Origin of the sequence: Methanocaldococcus jannaschii DSM 2661, assembly GCF_000091665.1 — an archaeon.
In the GTDB taxonomy this organism is placed as follows: domain Archaea; phylum AGJL01; class Methanococci; order Methanococcales; family Methanocaldococcaceae; genus Methanocaldococcus; species Methanocaldococcus jannaschii.
This window is the reverse complement of record NC_000909.1, coordinates 1-17565: the sequence shown is the minus strand read 5'-3', so window position 1 is coordinate 17565 and position 17565 is coordinate 1. Positions and strand designations below refer to the sequence as shown.

Here is a 17565-nt window from a genome sequence, read left to right as displayed (position 1 = left end):
AATATTATTATTAAGTTTTTTAAATATTTTTAAATATATTAACTTAATTTATATCTATATATTATCTATATATTAGTTTTATTAAATATAAAATTTTTATTATCTTTCGAGACTGTCAAGTTAATGATTTTACCCAATTGTAGAACATCATGAAGCTTTTAATCCAGCTAATAACTGTATCGAATTTACTATTATTAGGAAACCTATTAAAGAATGCTTTTGTTCTTCGTTTAAGCACTGAGAAGAAGCTTTCTACACAATTTCTTAGTCCGAATTTAACTTTTTCGAATTCTAAGCCTAATTTTCGCAACGCCCACGGATACCACTTTCCACCGTCAACTAAAATCTTTGGCTTATTCGAGCAAAATTTTAATATACTCTTAACGAATAATATAGTATCGAGGTAATTTCTTGTCTTCGATATATAAACTCCTAAGCATTCTTTCGTTTCTACATCGATGGCAGACCATGCATAAATATATTTGTCTCCAACCTTTAGTTTAATCTCATCGATTGCAATTAAGTTTCTTTCCTTTCTTTCTGGCTCGTTTAAAACTTCTTTAATCTTGTGATAATAAATTCTAACCGATTCGTGGCTTATGTCTTCGAATTGGGAAAGGAATAAACTTACCTTCCTTAACGATAATCCGAGGTAATACAAAAGCCCTGCTAAGATTTTAACCTCTATCGATTTCCTATTCCTTTTAAAAAGCTTCCTCTCTACGATTTTCTCCTTTATAACTTCTATTGTGAGCCTCATATTTTATTATTTTTTATCAATATTTTGATAAAAACTTAACTTGACAGTCTCTCCCATCAAATAGATAAATATATAAACTCTTAACTTTAATATATCGATAAAAAATAGTGGAGGTGATAGCGTTATCAAAAAATCAAAAATTCCGAGAGTTAAGCGTTTAATAAAGCTTATGCGAGCTAAGTTTTATCCGATAGTTGCAAAGTATAAATCACCCTATATCCTTAGAGAGATAATCTCTCTAATCGACTTAATAATCTTTTCGGTTTTATGCATGATATATTTTGCAGGAGTGTATAAATGTGGATATGAGTTTTTAATTGAATATTTACAATTATTAGACGAAATCACTTTGTGATTTCGTTGCTCTTCGCTTCGCTCCGATTCCCAAAATGTTGTTCATCGATGCAATGCCAATTAAAACAAAAGAGCTTGTGAGGAAAACTCGACATGAGAGGATAGGAATTTCAAAGCTTATTAAAAAAACAGTAGTATTGGTTACAATCCATCGAAAAAATGTTGGTATTTTGGATATAAAGCAACTTTCATTACCGATGGGAAGTATTTAATGTTACTGTTTATAAATCCAGCAAATCAGCACGATAAGGATATTTTAGAGGAAAATTATAAAGAAATCATTAGGGACTTCAAAAACTGTGTAATAATCGGAGATAAGGGCTATATTGATAAAGGTCTCCAAAATCTATTTAAACTCGGAGGCGTTTATTTCATCCCAATAAAAAGAAAAAACATGATAAAACCGAATGAAGAAGCTAAAAAATATAAAGAGCTGAATAAATTAAGAAAGGCAATCGAAACAAACTTATCCAAATTGGCAGAGTCATTCCCAAGGCACATCCGAGCTGTAAGCAAGAAAGGTTTAAGTGCTAAGCTTTTACTCTTCACAATCGCTTACAACATACAACATAAAAGAATCAATAAATGAATAAAAACATTTAAATGTGTAATGAGAACTACGGTTTGTTTATTATGATATGCTACTATAAGTTATAGAAAATTAAAAACTGTTTCGAACCCTGCTGATTGGTTACAACTATCAACAAATAACCCATCTTTTTAAATTCAATTAATGCCTCTCTAACGTTAGGCAGTAATTCAAATTCCTCTATTTTTTTAACATAGTCTCCAATTAGTCGTTTATTAATAACTCCATCCCTATCTAAAAAAATTGCCTTATTCAACATCATCACCAAACAATCCATCCAAACTAACTGTTGCAGTCCCAACCTTTCCAACAACAATTGAACTTGCCTTATTTGCCAATTTAATCGCATCAACTAAATCATACCCTTCCGAAACTGTTATATATTAGATAGACAAATATAGGCATTGATGATTATGGAGCGACATTATACTTTAAAAGAGGCATCGAAAATCTTGGGAGTTTCGATTAAAACGTTGCAACGATGGGATAAAGCAGGGAAGATTAAATGTATCAGAACCTTAGGAGGAAAAAGAAGAGTTCCAGAAAGTGAGATAAAACGAATCTTAGGAATTAAGGATAAAGAACAAAGAAAAATTATCGGCTATGCAAGAGTTTCATTTAACGCGCAAAAAGATGATTTAGAGAGGCAAATACAACTAATAAAATCCTATGCAGAGGAAAACGGTTGGGATATACAAATACTGAAAGATATTGGTAGCGGTTTAAACGAAAAGAGGAAAAATTACAAAAAACTTTTAAAAATGGTTATGAATCGAAAGGTTGAGAAGGTAATAATTGCCTATCCAGATAGATTAACGAGATTTGGCTTTGAAACGTTAAAGGAATTCTTTAAATCTTACGGAACGGAAATTGTAATCATAAATAAAAAGCATAAGACACCACAGGAAGAGTTAGTAGAAGACTTAATAACAATCGTTTCTCACTTTGCTGGAAAACTTTACGGAATGCATTCTCATAAGTATAAAAAGCTTACAAAAACAGTTAAAGAAATCGTAAGGGAGGAGGATGCCAAAGAAAAAGAATAAACTCCCAACCGAAATTGTATTGACTTATAAGGTTAAACACAACCACGATTTAAAAAACTTACCTGATGAGTTTATAAAAATCTCTCAAAGAGCTATCGATATTATTTGGGAAAACATCAACTGGAAGGAAAAGGTAGTTAAACATCGATACAAAATAGGAAAGAAGAAATACAAATATTACACAACTACTCGACTAATCCCTAAAATTCCAAAGGACAATGATTTCAAAAGAGAGTTGAGAAATCGTTTATTAGAGGGCTGGGAGTTTGCCTCTCACTATGTCGATGGAGCTATTAAGACAGCTTATTCAGCAATAGAGAGTTGGAAATCAAACTATTTAAACGTTAATAGAAAGAAAAATAAACCGATATTCAAAAGACCTTTTGTTAGAGTTAAAACTACCTTGATGAAATACGATAGAAAGAATGGGATTATAAGAATTACAATAAAACCGAGAAAGAGTATTTAATTTTAAACATTAAAGATGAGTGGTTTTTCGAAAGAGTTAAAAAATTTTAACATTGGAGAAGTTATTTTAAAGAATAACGAGGCATTAATAACCTTTAAAAAACCGTTAAATTTATTAGATAAAAAGGTTGTTATTGGTGTTGATAGTAATCTAAAGTCGTTAGATTTGTATCATCCAGAAGAGGGCTGGATTAGAGTAGATTTGTCTGAATTACATTGAATTAAGAGAGTTTATGATACCATACCCGATAAGCTAAAATCTATCTATAAAAAAGCTCCGAAGAGAATTGGTAAATTATTGAAAAAATACTGGAATAGGAGAAAAAACCGAGTCGAAGATTTTATTAACAAGCTAACTTCTCAGTTGTCTAAACTCTTTCCAGATGCGATTTTCATCTTTGAAGATTTAGATAAATTCAACATGTATGATAAGAATTCGAATTTTAATAGGAATTTGGATAGAACTAACTGGAGAAAAATAGCGAAAAAGTTGGAGTATAAGAGTGTTGTCCTATACGTTAATCCTCACTATACTTCAAAAACCTGCCCCGTATGTGGGAGTAAAATGAAGTCCCAAGAGGGGCAGGTTGTAAAATGCGATAAGTGTGGAATTTTTGATAGACAGTTTGTCAGATGCTATAATATTTTTAAAAGAGGAGTTGAATTAGCTAAAAAACTCTTAGGCGGAGTTGGAGTTCCCGTGGCTGGGGCTGAGGTCGATGATTTACTCTCCAATGAACCCAGAGGGGAGTTGAGACTGGTGAAGCCCAATCCCAACGTGGAAGCGAAGCTTCCAGTAAGGAAATCGAACCGAAGGTTCGAGCTACAAAATCCGAAGGATTTTGTTCAAATCTTTGATTTCCCTCTGATGGTCTATACAGTTGATTTAAATGGAAAGTACCTCAAAATCTATAATTGTCCATGAATGACCACGTTGGGAAGACCCCTTATTTAATATATAAGCACACAATGTAAATCCCAAATTCTTTGGTGTTTCTTCCTCTTTAATATCTTTAATATTCCTTCCTTTTAATTTTAATGCTAAATAAGGTACATCTGGACATCCTCCACCAGAGATATTGACTATATTTCCCTCTTTATCAATAGTTATTTTCATATTTCCACATCTGACCAATATAAAGCCATCTACCTCTTTAACTTTTATTAATTCAAGAGGTTTTAAAGAATAATCATTTAGAGAGATAAACTTCAACGGCTTTATATCATTACTTTCTAATTCTCTTTTAATTCCAAATTCATCTATTAATTCATACTCTATTGCCAAATCACAGCCCTCTCTAATTTCTGGAGGGGGAGCAACAACCTTAATTTTATATTTGTCTTTTAAAATGCTCTCTGCTCTCATTGCGTCTTTTGTGTTTTCAAATATAATTAATCCTTTTCCTTCTAAACTCTTTTTAGCTTTTTCTTCTTTTTTCCCTTTTCCTAATTTAAAAAGATTCTTTAATTTTCCTATCAAGTTATCCCTCTAATAAATCTATTTCATCATCCTTTGGAATATAATACCTCAACCTATCTCCAGACCTTAAACCATACAGTAAAGCCCTATCCGTATAGTTTAAAATTAAATGCATCAATTCCTCCCCTCTTATTCTTAAATGCCCATTTGAACAACTTATTTCATTAAATTCTTTAACATTATCAACTCTAACATTTTTGCCGTAAAATAAGATTGGCACACTTTCTCCAGAATGGATTAAATTCCCTACAGAGGGAGTTGAATGGTCTGCAGTTATTATCAGTAAATCATCCTCCCTAAGCTTTAAATTTCCTATAAGCTTATCAATCTTTTCAATGACTTTAACCTTATTTAATGGATTTTTAGTGTGAGCTGCTTCATCTGTTTCTTTTGTATGCAGATGGATGAAATCATAATCCAACTCTGGAATTAAGTCTATCCCTTCCTCAAAGCTCTCAATTTTTATAAAATCCATACCTAAGAATTTAGCTAATCCTTTGAATAGTGAGCTTTCTGCTAAAATAACAGCATTCATTCCCCATTTCTCTTTAAAGCTCTCTACCCTCTTATATCTTGATGCCCATTTTGTCAATAAAAAGTTTGCTGGCATCTTCTCCAACTTCCTTCTCTTTCTATTTATCTTATGGTTTTGTAGAATTTTATAGACGTTTAAAAGATATTTATTTAACGCCCTTGCAGTGTCTTTTGCCTTGCTATACTCTACCTCACTTTTACAAAGCTCTCTTATTGCTTTAACTTTCATAACATACCTATTTTTATAAAATGGGTCAGAATCTGAGATTTTATCTGAAATCCATCCATTTCTTTCTTTAATTTTTAATATAAAATGGACGTCAAAAGAATAGAAAAGCTCAAACTTATATCCATCTACGCATGTAGGGAGGGAATCAACCAACTTCTCAATCTCTTCTCTGCTTATATCTTTTGTTCTTCTGTCTATAACTAAAAATCCCTTCTCATCCTTTTTAACAAAGCCTAAAGATGCCCTCAGATAAATGGCATTTTTCTCTATCTCTATATCCTCCCCTAAAGCTTCAATAACTCCTCTCCCTGGAAATTCTTCTAAGGAGTAGCCCCAAAGTAGAAAATGAGCTACTTCTGTCCCTAAAGGGATGCCTTCTTTATACGTAGTCATTAAGCCACACATGCCGTTTTCAGCTAATCTATCTAAATTTGGAGTCTTTGCAAATTGTAGAGGAGTTTTGTTATTCAAAATTTCGGATGCTCTATCTCCCAAACCATCCAATAGAATTAAAATAGCCCTCATTCTCTCACTAAATAAGCTTTTTAACGATATTTAAATAGTTAAAGTTTCCTTTGTAGCCTTCTTTTAAAATCTCAACTGAAGCAGGGTAGATAAATTCATTTAACATCTTTAAAATCCCTTCCTTATCAAAAATTACCTTTCCATCTTTATCTCTATAGTTTCCACTAAATACACATGAAAATTGCTTCTCCCCTTGCTCCCATTCTTCTCCTATGATTTCTTTGATTTTCTTTCCCTCTCTTATGTATCTTATAGGTAGAATTAACTCAACATCAAAATCTCTGCAGATTTTGCTATAGACATTTAAAACCTCCTCTATTTGGTCAATTTTGAAATCTCCATTGTGATAAAGTCTCTCTCCACTAATTATCTTTCCTCCTAAGTGCTTTGCCAGAGGAATCCTAATTATTCTTAAATATGCGTGGCATCCAATGCATGGACGGTAATAACCATATCTTTTAAAAGATAAAACCACCCATCTCCCATTTAATGCATTCCAGAGTTTTGGCTCAAACATAAAATGCAATGGCAGTAAAATTTTATCCTTATCAATTTCTTTGATTCTTTTATTGACAATCTCCCAGTTTTTGTAAAATATATTTATGTTTCCATAGTCAGTCCCAGTAAATGCAACAACCGGCAGAACAAAATCTATCCCTTCTTCGATGGCTTTGATTATTGCCGCTACGCTATCTCTCCCAGAAAACTCTCCAATAGCAATTTCTCTCAGCTTTATTCCATTCTCTTCAATTATTTTAAACGTTTCATCAGATAGGGGTAGTTCTTTAAAGGATTCCTTAAAATCAATAAAATTTGGAGTATTTTCATTAAATATCATTTATTTCACCTATACATCTCTAAATAATCTTTTAACATTCTCTCAGTTCTTAAAACCTCTTTAATATCCATCAATTCAATCAAAAACATTTTACATTTAATGTCTAAGAGCCTATCCAATATCGGCTTTAAATTGTTGAGATTTTTGGGTGGTAGGTGCTTTCCATCAACTTCAATCTCATAAACGTGAGAGTTATAAACTCTATCTGAGCAGATTTCTAAGAACTCCAACCTTCTATTATAAGGAATATGCCCAACATCAAACGTTATATAACAGTTAATTTCATCGGCTATCTCAATTATATTATTCGGATTCGATGAAAATCCTTTCCTTAAATTCTCTATGCATAATTTTATTCCATTTTTCTCTGCAAATTCATTAACAATCGATAAATTTTCAATTAATGTCTCTTTGTTAATTTTCCCATATTTTCCATTGTGCAAGTGGATTGTTAGATAATCCCTACCCTTAATGTTTTCAATTATGTTTTTTAAAATAATAATGCTCTCTTTTTTATCCAAATCCAAAATTGGAGCATGATAACCAATAATGTTGTTGTCTTTTACTATCTTTGGGTTGTAATGCAATCCCCAATCCATCAACTTGTTGTTAAAAAGAAACCCCTCCTTGGAACGCATGCATATAGCTATCATACTCCCACAAAACATTAATAGGAAATTAAGATATATAAAAGTATATATTAGAAAATCTAATAACTAAAAGTAAAAAGAAAGAATTTAAATCATCTCAATAAATGCCTCCAACCTTGTTTTTAACTGCTCTCTATCACTTTCAGAATAGTCAGTTTCAATTCTTATAATTGGAATGCCCTCCTCTTTTAATGCCTCCTCTACCTTAGCTCCCTCTATGTTAAATGTATGGCAATACTGCAAAGTGTAATAAACAACTCCATCGACGTCCAACTCTTTAACCAATCTCTTTATATTTTCAACTCTCTCATCGTTTTTAAATCTACAAGCACATGGGATTTTAAAGTATCTTTTTGCAATGTCCTCTACGCTATAGCCCTCAACAAAGTTTTCAAAGAATCTTGTTCCAGTGCAGCTTTCTTCACCAACAACTACTCCTCCAACTTCCTCAATAATTTCAACAATCTTATTGTTTCCAGCAACCATTGGACAGCCAGTTATTAAAATTCTCTTTCCTTCATAACCTTCTCCTTTTTTAACTCTCTCCTCTAACTCCTCAATTAAATCCTCTAAAATCCCTATTGTGTCATCAATATCCAATAAATAGGCAAACTGGAATAATTTTAAAACATCTAAACCCTTAATTGGAGCTGGTTTATTCTTCCTCAATTCATAGAGTTTATAAAACAACTCCCTAACTTTATTTACTTTATCAACTGTCTCTTTTAACTTTTCCTCTGTTATTTTATTTCCAGTCTCTTTCTCAACCAATTCTTTTAGCTTTTCAACTTCTTTAATCCAGATTTTCAAAGAATCTTCATCTTTCATGTGTGGGAGGTGCATTATATGCATTGGCACCAATCTCTCCATCAACTCAAACATCTTCTTCTTTCCTTCACAGGTAGTTTCTCCAATAACTATATCAGATGCTTCAAAGTAAGGGCAGGTTTTTGCCTTCTTAAAACCATAGGATGATTTTATTAATGGGCATAGGTTTCTTGGCAAATCCTCCTCTGCTATTGGGATTGTGTCATTTTTACCTCCACACAAACCAACTGGGATTGCATTTGCTGCTAAAATTATTTCTATTGGAACATAGGCACAGAACATTCCAAAAACTTTTCTACCTTCTTCTTTTTGCTTATATAGCTGTTCTTTTCTACTGGCGAATTTTTGCATCAACTTTTCAATTGCCTTTAATTTCATCATATCACCAAATTTAATATCTATTTAGTTATTAGATTTTCTAATAACTTATGAAGATTTGGGTTATTTTTTTAAGAAATTCATTAAAAGAGTATATTTCTAATCATAAAAATCTTATCTTCAAAATTTTTAATGGTTTAGTTGATATTAGAAAATCTAATAATAGTAGTAATACTTATTTAAAATTCTATCTTATTTAAGTAATAATAATTTAAATTAAGTAGTAAATTTTATATATGATAGTTGAAAATAGTATTAATATATTAGTAATATCATTGACATAATAAATATTAAAAAAGGTATCAAAAATCTAAGATTAGTAAGATAAAGGAAAGCTAGAAATCAAAATTAAAACTTAGACAAAAATAAACACAGAGAATTTTTATGACAAATAGAACATTTAGGTGATATTATGAAAGTTGTTCATACTATCTGCCCAGGTTGTAGTGTTGGATGTGGAATTGATTTGATTGTTAAAGATGATAAAGTTGTTGGCACTTATCCATACAAGAGACATCCAATAAATGAAGGTAAAAACTGTTCAAATGGAAAAAATAGCTATAAAATAATCTATCATGAAAAGAGATTAAAAAAGCCATTGATTAAGAAGAATGGAAAGCTTGTTGAAGCTACATGGGATGAGGCTTTAAGCTTTATTGCAGAGAAATTAAAGAATTATAATGCTGATGATATAACCTTCATAGCCTCTGGAAAATGCACAAATGAAGATAACTACGCATTAAAAAAGTTGGTTGATAGCTTAAAAGCTAAAATTGGGCATTGTATCTGCAACTCTCCAAAGGTAAATTATGCTGAGGTTTCTACAACAATTGATGATATTGAGAACGCAAAAAACATTATAATTATTGGTGATGTCTTCTCTGAACATGCGTTAATTGGTAGAAAAGTTATTAAGGCAAAAGAAAAAGGATCTAAGGTAACAATTTTTAACACAGAGGAGAAGGAAATCCTAAAGCTAAATGCCGATGAATTTGTGAAGGTTGATAGTTATTTAGGTGTTGATTTGAGTAATGTCGATAAAAATACCATTATCATAATTAATGCCCCAGTAAATGTTGATGAGATAATTAAAACTGCAAAGGAAAATAAAGCTAAGGTTTTGCCAGTTGCGAAGCACTGCAATACAGTTGGAGCAACACTTATAGGCATCCCTGCTTTAAATAAGGATGAATATTTTGAATTATTAAAAAATTCAAAGTTCTTATACATAATGGGAGAGAATCCAGCTTTAGTTGATAAAGATGTCTTAAAAAATGTTGAATTTTTAGTTGTCCAAGATATTATAATGACTGAGACAGCGGAGATGGCAGATGTTGTTTTGCCTTCAACATGCTGGGCTGAAAAGGATGGGACGTTTATAAACACTGATAAGAGAATTCAGAAAATAAATAAAGCTGTAAATCCTCCTGGAGATGCTATGGATGATTGGCTTATAATAAAAAGCTTAGCTGAAAAGCTTGGTAGTGATTTGGGCTTTAACTCCTTAGAGGATATACAACAGGATATTCACAGGAATAAACTTCTATAAGGAAATTGACGCTTTTAGGCATCTAAATACCTTGAGGATATATAAACTGTGAAAGTCCTGTTTAAAAGAAATAACTAAGGTGATATCATGAAATACGTTTTAATTCAAGCTACAGACAATGGGATTTTGAGGAGGGCTGAGTGTGGTGGTGCTGTTACAGCCTTATTTAAATATCTATTAGATAAAAAGCTTGTTGACGGCGTTTTAGCTTTAAAGAGAGGAGAAGATGTTTATGATGGAATTCCAACATTTATAACGAATTCTAATGAGTTGGTTGAGACTGCTGGTTCTTTACACTGTGCTCCTACAAACTTTGGAAAGTTGATTGCAAAATACTTAGCAGACAAAAAGATTGCCGTTCCTGCAAAGCCATGTGATGCAATGGCTATTAGAGAATTGGCAAAATTAAATCAAATAAACTTAGACAATGTTTATATGATTGGTTTGAATTGTGGAGGAACGATAAGTCCAATAACAGCCATGAAGATGATTGAATTATTTTATGAAGTTAATCCATTAGATGTTGTTAAGGAAGAGATTGATAAGGGTAAGTTTATTATCGAATTAAAGAATGGGGAGCATAAGGCTGTAAAAATAGAAGAATTGGAGGAGAAAGGCTTTGGTAGGAGGAAAAATTGCCAAAGATGCGAAATAATGATTCCAAGGATGGCAGATTTAGCCTGCGGGAATTGGGGGGCTGAAAAGGGTTGGACATTTGTTGAAATCTGTTCAGAGAGAGGGAGAAAATTAGTTGAAGATGCTGAGAAAGATGGTTATATTAAAATTAAACAACCTTCAGAGAAGGCAATACAAGTTAGGGAGAAAATTGAAAGTATAATGATAAAGTTGGCTAAAAAATTCCAAAAGAAGCATTTAGAGGAAGAGTATCCAAGCTTAGAAAAATGGAAAAAATATTGGAATCGATGTATAAAATGCTACGGTTGTAGGGATAACTGCCCTTTATGTTTCTGTGTTGAATGTAGTTTAGAAAAAGATTACATTGAAGAAAAAGGTAAAATCCCACCAAATCCATTAATATTCCAAGGGATTAGATTGAGCCATATATCCCAAAGTTGTATAAACTGTGGGCAGTGTGAAGATGCATGCCCAATGGATATTCCTTTAGCTTACATATTCCATAGAATGCAGCTAAAAATAAGAGACACATTAGGCTATATCCCGGGAGTAGATAACAGTTTGCCACCACTATTTAATATTGAGAGGTAAATTAAACCAATATAGCTCCAACACAGCAAACAATCTGTGGTTCTTTTGGAATTAGTAGTTTTTTATTCAATTTTTTCTCAAACATCTCAACCAAAACCTTATTTTTAGCAACTCCTCCACTAAACACTATGTTTTGAATTTTAAGCCTATTGGTCATTGGGATAACCCTATTTATTATACTCTCATAGACGCCCATTAAAATGCCTTCCTTTGGAACTTTTTTTGATAGTAAGCTTATTATCTCACTTTCAGCAAAGACAGCACACATTGAAGATATTTTAGCGATATTATCTGATTTGTATTTATTTATCTCATTTTTATCAATTTTTAAAATATCTAATGCCTTTTCTAAGAATTTTCCAGTTCCAGCGGCACATTTATCTGATAGGATAAAATCAACAACTTTTCCGTTTTTATCAATCTTTAAGACCTTTGTATCTTGCCCTCCAATGTCTATAACTCCATCTGCCTCGTTAAAGAAATAGTTAGCTCCTTTTCCCAATGCAATAACTTCTGGAACTATCTTATCTGCAAAACTAACCTTATGCCTTCCATATCCAGTTGCAACGATTTTATCTATTGGATATTTTTGTTCAATCTCCTTAACCATTTTTAATAAAATATCTTCCTCAATAACAACTCCAATATCCTCTATCTTATACCAAATTATCTTGCTATCTTCCATTAGAACCATCTTCGTTGTTGTAGATCCAACATCTATCCCTAAAATCATTTTATCATCTTCTCTAAAGTTTTTACAAATTTATTGTAATCTTTTTCATTTTTTGGATATTCTATTGCTTTAATGATGATATTTAATTTTTCAACCTCTTTAAAAAATTCTTCCATCAAAATTCCTCTATTTTTAAAAATATCACAAGTTGTAGAGTTTTCTATCCCAATTAAGATAAATTTATAGTTGTCTTTTTTATATTCTTGCAGATATTTGATTATTGGTTCCAAAAGTTTTTTGCAAAGTTCTCTGTATTCCTTTGTGTCATATTCCTCTTTTGTTTTTCCTTCTCTATCAATTCCCAAATAAATCAACTCTGGACATGGAAGTTGTATTATTCCATAATTATTCTTTAAAAGAATCTCAACAACTTCATTAAAAGCTCCTTCAGCCCTTTCCAACCCATTAACAACACTATTTTGATTTAATATGCGATGAGAAACAATGGCTATTCTTTTTCCTTTCATACTCTCACAATTTAATAGAATGTTAAGAGAAATAAATTTTTAAGGAAAGTTGATGACTTTTGATATTCAATACCTTATGAGAATATATAAATAAAGTACAATTATTATTTTTAATAATCTAACTCTGATAAAATCACTGGTTTTTCTCAAAATAGGAGTATATAAAGTTATTGGTAAAAAATTTAATTACTAACTGGATATTAAAAAAGCTAATATCATCCACACAAAATTTTACGAACATTTAGATTTGGACATCTTGTATTTTCTGGTCTTAGTTTTAAATAACTTTACAATATATCAAAAATTTTCATATCTTATAGAGATAAAAATTTAAATTAAAAAGTTTAAGTCATGATTGCCTTAACCGTTGAAGCAACTATTTTATGGAATATTACTGCCCCAACAGCTAATCCAAATAGATAGGCTATAGCTGTTTTGTTTCCTTCAGCAGCCATAATATAATTCCTTAGAGGACAGCCCCCTTGAACAACTGAAAAGAATCCAACTCCAAAACCTCCAATAATTGCCTAATGGGTCTCCTGGGATTGGTGAAAACCATTATCAACAAACCATGGGAACGCTGAAATATTTCCAGTAGCACTAAATATAATATATCCAATCAATGCGTCAACAAACAATCCAAATAAACCTTTAATTAACTAAACGCTAAATATTCTCCATAATCAGTTCTCAATGTTTCTCTAATTGGACAACCACCCATTAATAGAGCATCAAAATACCAATTATAAAAAATTATATAAAAAATTACATAAGTCCTATTATAAAATACTACCAATTAGAATTTCTAATAATTTTGGAGATATTAAAAATCCAATAGCATGGAGATATTTATGGAAGTTCCAATATTCGTCGTTATCTCTGGCAGTGATTTGTATGGGATTCCAAATCCAAGTGATGTAGATATCAGAGGCGCTCATATCTTGGATAGAGAGCTATTTATTAAGAACTGCCTATATAAAAGCAAGGAAGAAGAAGTTATAAATAAAATGTTTGGAAAGTGTGATTTTGTTAGCTTTGAGCTTGGAAAGTTTTTAAGAGAGTTATTAAAGCCAAATGCTAACTTTATTGAGATAGCCTTATCTGATAAGGTTTTGTATTCATCGAAGTATCATGAAGATGTTAAAGGGATAGCTTATAATTGCATTTGCAAAAAGCTATATCATCATTGGAAGGGATTTGCCAAACCTCTACAAAAATTGTGTGAGAAAGAAAGTTATAACAATCCAAAGACACTTTTATATATTTTGAGAGCTTATTATCAAGGTATTTTATGCTTAGAGAGTGGAGAATTTAAATCAGATTTTAGCTCATTTAGATGCTTAGATTGCTACGATGAGGATATTGTGAGCTATCTTTTTGAATGTAAAGTAAATAAAAAGCCAGTTGATGAGAGTTATAAGAAGAAAATAAAAAGCTATTTTTATGAGTTGGGTGTATTGTTAGATGAGAGCTATAAAAACTCTAACCTAATTGATGAGCCATCAGAAACTGCAAAGATTAAGGCTATAGAGCTTTATAAAAAGCTATACTTTGAGGATGTGAGAGAATGATAAGCAGTAGATGCAAAAATATAAAACCATCAGCAATTAGGGAGATATTTAACTTAGCTACATCTGATTGCATAAATTTAGGAATAGGAGAGCCAGATTTTGACACTCCAAAGCATATCATTGAGGCTGCAAAAAGGGCTTTAGATGAGGGGAAAACTCACTACTCTCCAAACAATGGAATTCCAGAGCTTAGAGAGGAGATAAGCAATAAGTTAAAGGATGATTACAACTTAGACGTTGATAAGGACAATATTATTGTTACCTGTGGAGCTTCAGAGGCGTTAATGTTATCTATTATGACTTTGATTGACAGAGGGGATGAGGTTTTAATTCCAAATCCATCTTTTGTGTCTTATTTTTCACTAACAGAGTTTGCTGAGGGTAAGATTAAGAATATAGATTTAGATGAAAACTTTAATATTGATTTAGAGAAAGTTAAAGAATCAATAACTAAAAAAACAAAGCTAATAATATTTAACTCTCCATCAAATCCTACTGGAAAAGTCTATGATAAGGAGACCATAAAAGGCTTGGCAGAGATTGCTGAGGATTATAATCTAATTATTGTTTCAGATGAAGTCTATGATAAGATTATCTACGATAAGAAGCATTACTCTCCAATGCAATTTACTGATAGATGCATATTAATTAACGGTTTCTCTAAAACCTATGCCATGACTGGATGGAGGATTGGATATTTGGCTGTTTCTGATGAACTAAATAAGGAGTTAGATTTAATCAACAATATGATTAAGATTCATCAGTATAGCTTTGCATGTGCTACAACCTTTGCTCAATATGGGGCATTAGCAGCTTTAAGAGGTAGTCAAAAGTGTGTTGAGGATATGGTTAGAGAGTTTAAAATGAGGAGAGATTTAATCTATAATGGATTGAAGGATATCTTTAAAGTCAATAAGCCAGATGGGGCATTCTATATATTCCCAGATGTTTCTGAGTATGGAGATGGGGTAGAGGTAGCTAAGAAATTGATTGAGAATAAGGTTTTATGTGTTCCTGGAGTTGCATTTGGTGAGAATGGAGCTAACTATATTAGGTTCAGCTATGCTACAAAATATGAAGATATAGAGAAAGCTTTAGGGATTATAAAAGAGATTTTTGAGTGAATTTTTAGTATTTTATTTTAATGCTCATTTCTCTTCTGATTTTAATAAAAGAGTGTAGAAAAGAGTAATTGAGTTTAATAAAGAAAAACGTTTTATCCCGAATTGGTCTGATTTTAATAAAATAGGAAATAATATTGTAACTATCACAGACATAGATTTCCATTCCGAAACGGTCTGATTTTAATCATTAACCACTATAAACTTTTTTGTAACTTAAAATAAGATTTCCATTCCGAAACGGTCTGATTTTAATCATTAACCACTATAAACTTTTTTGTAACTTAAAATAAGATTTCCATTCCGAAACGGTCTGATTTTAATCATTAACCACTATAAACTTTTTTGTAACTTAAAATAAGATTTCCATTCCGAAACGGTCTGATTTTAATTGGGGGGATGAGATATGATTTTAGAAGGTTTCGATAAAAAATTTCCATTCCGAAACGGTCTGATTTTAATTGGCTCGGTAATGCTTGGGAACAATTCAAATCTGGATTATTTCCATTCCGAAACGGTCTGATTTTAATGAAGAATTAGAAAGCTTTTTAAAAGCAAGAGGGTGGTAATAATTTCCATTCCGAAACGGTCTGATTTTAATTTAAAAGAAGCGTTAAAGTATTATTATGCTTTAATTATGTCATTTCCATTCCGAAACGGTCTGATTTTAATACAGCTTAATCCCCCTTAACATTAACCATTGTTTTAACTTATTTCCATTCCGAAACGGTCTGATTTTAATATTAGATTTACCTGTGAGTGTTGTAGTTCCAAGTAGATATTTCCATTCCGAAACGGTCTGATTTTAATATGGGAATGTTAAATAAAAAAAGGTTAAGGAGGGAGATATAATTTCCATTCCGAAACGGTCTGATTTTAATTTAAAAGAAGCGTTAAAGTATTATTATGCTTTAATTATGTCATTTCCATTCCGAAACGGTCTGATTTTAATTCCACTATCTAAGTCATAAGCAACTACTTCACCAATATTTCCATTCCGAAACGGTCTGATTTTAATTCTGAATTTCTGTCTATCAATTGTTATAATGCTGTTTGCTTTCCATTCCGAAACGGTCTGATTTTAATTGTTCCATCAACAAACGCAGTTATTGAGACAATTTCTACTTTCCATTCCGAAACGGTCTGATTTTAATTTATGATGAGGAAGCTGAAAGGGATATAATTAAAGTTAGTCTTTCCATTCCGAAACGGTCTGATTTTAATTATGGGGAAAAATTTTGAACTTGAAGGTATCGCCACAAGCTGCTTTCCATTCCGAAACGGTCTGATTTTAATTCTTCAAACATCCAAATAAAGCATCAAATTCTTCTATCTTTCCATTCCGAAACGGTCTGATTTTAATTTTGATTTCCATCGTGAAGTAATCCAAGTCGTAGAAATTACTTTCCATTCCGAAACGGTCTGATTTTAATTTTGCATTATAAATTTATAAAAAAGTATTACATTAATCTTTCCATTCCGAAACGGTCTGATTTTAATTCTATTAGGTGCTATTCTATTAGCCTCATCAATTATGCTTTCCATTCCGAAACGGTCTGATTTTAATTTCGAAAGTTGTAAAACTGCAGAATATGTTAAGAGACAGTTTTTCCATTCCGAAACGGTCTGATTTTAATTCCGCAGTATTCAGTATCTTCACTGTTTGTATTAGATTTTTCCATTCCGAAACGGTCTGATTTTAATTTATAATATCCGCACTGCCAGAATACAACTCTGCAAAATTTCCATTCCGAAACGGTCTGATTTTAATTAATACGCTACATACGCTCCTCCATCTAATGCAGGAGCAAATTTCCATTCCGAAACGGTCTGATTTTAATTAGGGCAATCATTCACAACATAATATACTTCATCACTCTTAATATTTAAGCTTTTCTATACCATATTTTTCTAAGGGTAAGTAACTACTTCATAATATAAACCCTTTAGTATTTAAATCTTTCTTTCCATAATAAAACAGAGTATTTTTATCTCCTTAAATTTAAAAATTTAACTTATTTGTTAGAGAAATTTTATTTACTTACCTAATTAATCCTAATTTTCAAAAATTCAAATAATTTGATTAAGTTAAATATTCTAAACAATCAAACCAGCAAACCCTTAGAAATTAAATTTAAAACCTCTAAATAAACAAATAAGAAATTTACATGAATCTTTTTTAATTATAAAGTTTCTCAATGTAATAAACACTAATGTA

The 17565-nt window shown here is 31.4% G+C and carries 14 protein-coding genes, 3 pseudogenes and 1 CRISPR repeat array; of the genes and pseudogenes, 7 read left to right on the top strand and 10 right to left on the bottom strand.

What is annotated here, in order from left to right; translation table 11 throughout:
• Positions 1-115: 115 nt before the first annotated feature.
• Entirely contained in the window at positions 116-760 is a 645-nt protein-coding gene (locus MJ_RS00085; RefSeq protein WP_010869509.1) for an IS6 family transposase, read from the bottom strand.
• Between the two features lie 490 nt (positions 761-1250).
• Here MJ_RS00085 and MJ_RS09270 point away from each other — a divergent pair, with 490 nt between their 5' ends.
• The gene (locus MJ_RS09270; RefSeq protein ID WP_162484775.1) at positions 1251-1703 is read left to right on the top strand and encodes a transposase; all 453 of its coding nucleotides are present in this window, start codon (positions 1251-1253) and stop codon (positions 1701-1703) included.
• An 88-nt stretch (positions 1704-1791) separates the two neighbouring features.
• On the opposite strand, the pseudogene MJ_RS00075 reads toward MJ_RS09270, so the two are convergent.
• Together MJ_RS00075 and MJ_RS09425 are read right to left on the bottom strand one after the other, a co-directional pair.
• Positions 1792-1959 (bottom strand): annotated as a pseudogene (locus MJ_RS00075) (HAD-IIIA family hydrolase); the annotation flags it as partial.
• Positions 1952-2077, bottom strand: a pseudogene (locus MJ_RS09425) (bifunctional heptose 7-phosphate kinase/heptose 1-phosphate adenyltransferase); the annotation flags it as partial. The pseudogenes MJ_RS09425 and MJ_RS00075, both read right to left, overlap by 8 nt.
• Positions 2078-2116: 39 nt before the next feature.
• Between MJ_RS09425 and MJ_RS00070 the strand changes: the two are divergent.
• Together MJ_RS00070 and MJ_RS00065 are read left to right on the top strand one after the other, a co-directional pair.
• A complete protein-coding gene (locus MJ_RS00070) occupies positions 2117-2749 on the top strand; it encodes an IS607 family transposase (RefSeq protein ID WP_064496365.1) in 633 nt (210 codons plus the stop codon).
• Positions 2730-4142 (top strand): annotated as a pseudogene (locus MJ_RS00065) (IS200/IS605 family accessory protein TnpB-related protein). Before MJ_RS00070 ends, MJ_RS00065 begins: the two are co-directional and overlap by 20 nt.
• Here the strand turns inward: MJ_RS00065 and MJ_RS00060 are convergent.
• The 5 genes from MJ_RS00060 to MJ_RS00040 all read right to left on the bottom strand — a co-directional run bounded on the left by MJ_RS00060 (position 4104) and on the right by MJ_RS00040 (position 8682).
• Positions 4104-4697, bottom strand: a complete 594-nt coding sequence (locus MJ_RS00060) for a DUF3343 domain-containing protein (RefSeq protein WP_010869504.1) — start codon at positions 4695-4697, stop codon at positions 4104-4106. The pseudogene MJ_RS00065 and the gene MJ_RS00060 sit on opposite strands and share 39 nt — an antisense overlap.
• Position 4698: 1 nt before the next feature.
• Positions 4699-5985: a 2,3-bisphosphoglycerate-independent phosphoglycerate mutase ApgM2 gene (gene apgM2 / locus MJ_RS00055; protein WP_010869503.1), complete on the bottom strand. Its 1287-nt coding sequence runs from the start codon at positions 5983-5985 to the stop codon at positions 4699-4701.
• 7 nt (positions 5986-5992) lie between these two features.
• Positions 5993-6823, bottom strand: a complete 831-nt coding sequence (locus tag MJ_RS00050) for a hypothetical protein (protein WP_010869502.1) — start codon at positions 6821-6823, stop codon at positions 5993-5995.
• Positions 6824-6828: 5 nt separating this feature from the next.
• A complete protein-coding gene (locus MJ_RS00045; RefSeq protein WP_064496364.1) occupies positions 6829-7476 on the bottom strand; it encodes a sugar phosphate isomerase/epimerase family protein in 648 nt (215 codons plus the stop codon).
• Between the two features lie 84 nt (positions 7477-7560).
• Positions 7561-8682, bottom strand: a complete 1122-nt coding sequence (locus MJ_RS00040) for a double-cubane-cluster-containing anaerobic reductase (RefSeq protein ID WP_010869500.1) — start codon at positions 8680-8682, stop codon at positions 7561-7563.
• Between the two features lie 409 nt (positions 8683-9091).
• Between MJ_RS00040 and MJ_RS00035 the strand changes: the two genes are divergently transcribed.
• Together MJ_RS00035 and MJ_RS00030 are read left to right on the top strand one after the other, a co-directional pair.
• On the top strand, positions 9092-10228 hold the full coding sequence (locus tag MJ_RS00035) for a molybdopterin oxidoreductase family protein (protein WP_010869499.1): 1137 nt from the start codon (positions 9092-9094) through the stop codon (positions 10226-10228).
• Positions 10229-10315: 87 nt separating this feature from the next.
• Positions 10316-11455: a Coenzyme F420 hydrogenase/dehydrogenase, beta subunit C-terminal domain gene (locus tag MJ_RS00030; protein ID WP_010869498.1), complete on the top strand. Its 1140-nt coding sequence runs from the start codon at positions 10316-10318 to the stop codon at positions 11453-11455.
• 1 nt (position 11456) lies between these two features.
• Here MJ_RS00030 and MJ_RS00025 read toward each other — a convergent pair whose 3' ends face one another.
• Together MJ_RS00025 and MJ_RS00020 are read right to left on the bottom strand one after the other, a co-directional pair.
• A complete protein-coding gene (locus MJ_RS00025) occupies positions 11457-12188 on the bottom strand; it encodes an acyl-CoA dehydratase activase (RefSeq protein ID WP_010869497.1) in 732 nt (243 codons plus the stop codon).
• Positions 12185-12655 (bottom strand): CD3072 family TudS-related putative desulfidase, encoded by a 471-nt coding sequence (locus MJ_RS00020; RefSeq protein ID WP_010869496.1) that lies wholly within the window; start codon positions 12653-12655, stop codon positions 12185-12187. Before MJ_RS00020 ends, MJ_RS00025 begins: the two co-directional genes overlap by 4 nt.
• 851 nt (positions 12656-13506) lie before the next feature.
• On the opposite strand from MJ_RS00020, the gene MJ_RS00010 reads away from it, so the two are divergent.
• Both MJ_RS00010 and MJ_RS00005 read left to right on the top strand, forming a co-directional pair.
• Complete coding sequence (locus MJ_RS00010) at positions 13507-14226, top strand: nucleotidyltransferase domain-containing protein (protein WP_244409429.1); 720 nt, start codon at positions 13507-13509, stop codon at positions 14224-14226.
• On the top strand, positions 14223-15350 hold the full coding sequence (locus tag MJ_RS00005; RefSeq protein ID WP_010869494.1) for a pyridoxal phosphate-dependent aminotransferase: 1128 nt from the start codon (positions 14223-14225) through the stop codon (positions 15348-15350). The genes MJ_RS00010 and MJ_RS00005 overlap by 4 nt, the downstream gene beginning before the upstream one ends.
• A 155-nt stretch (positions 15351-15505) precedes the next feature.
• A CRISPR array of direct repeats spans positions 15506-17188; the repeat unit is 30 nt; unit sequence ATTTCCATTCCGAAACGGTCTGATTTTAAT.
• Positions 17189-17565: the final 377 nt, after the last annotated feature.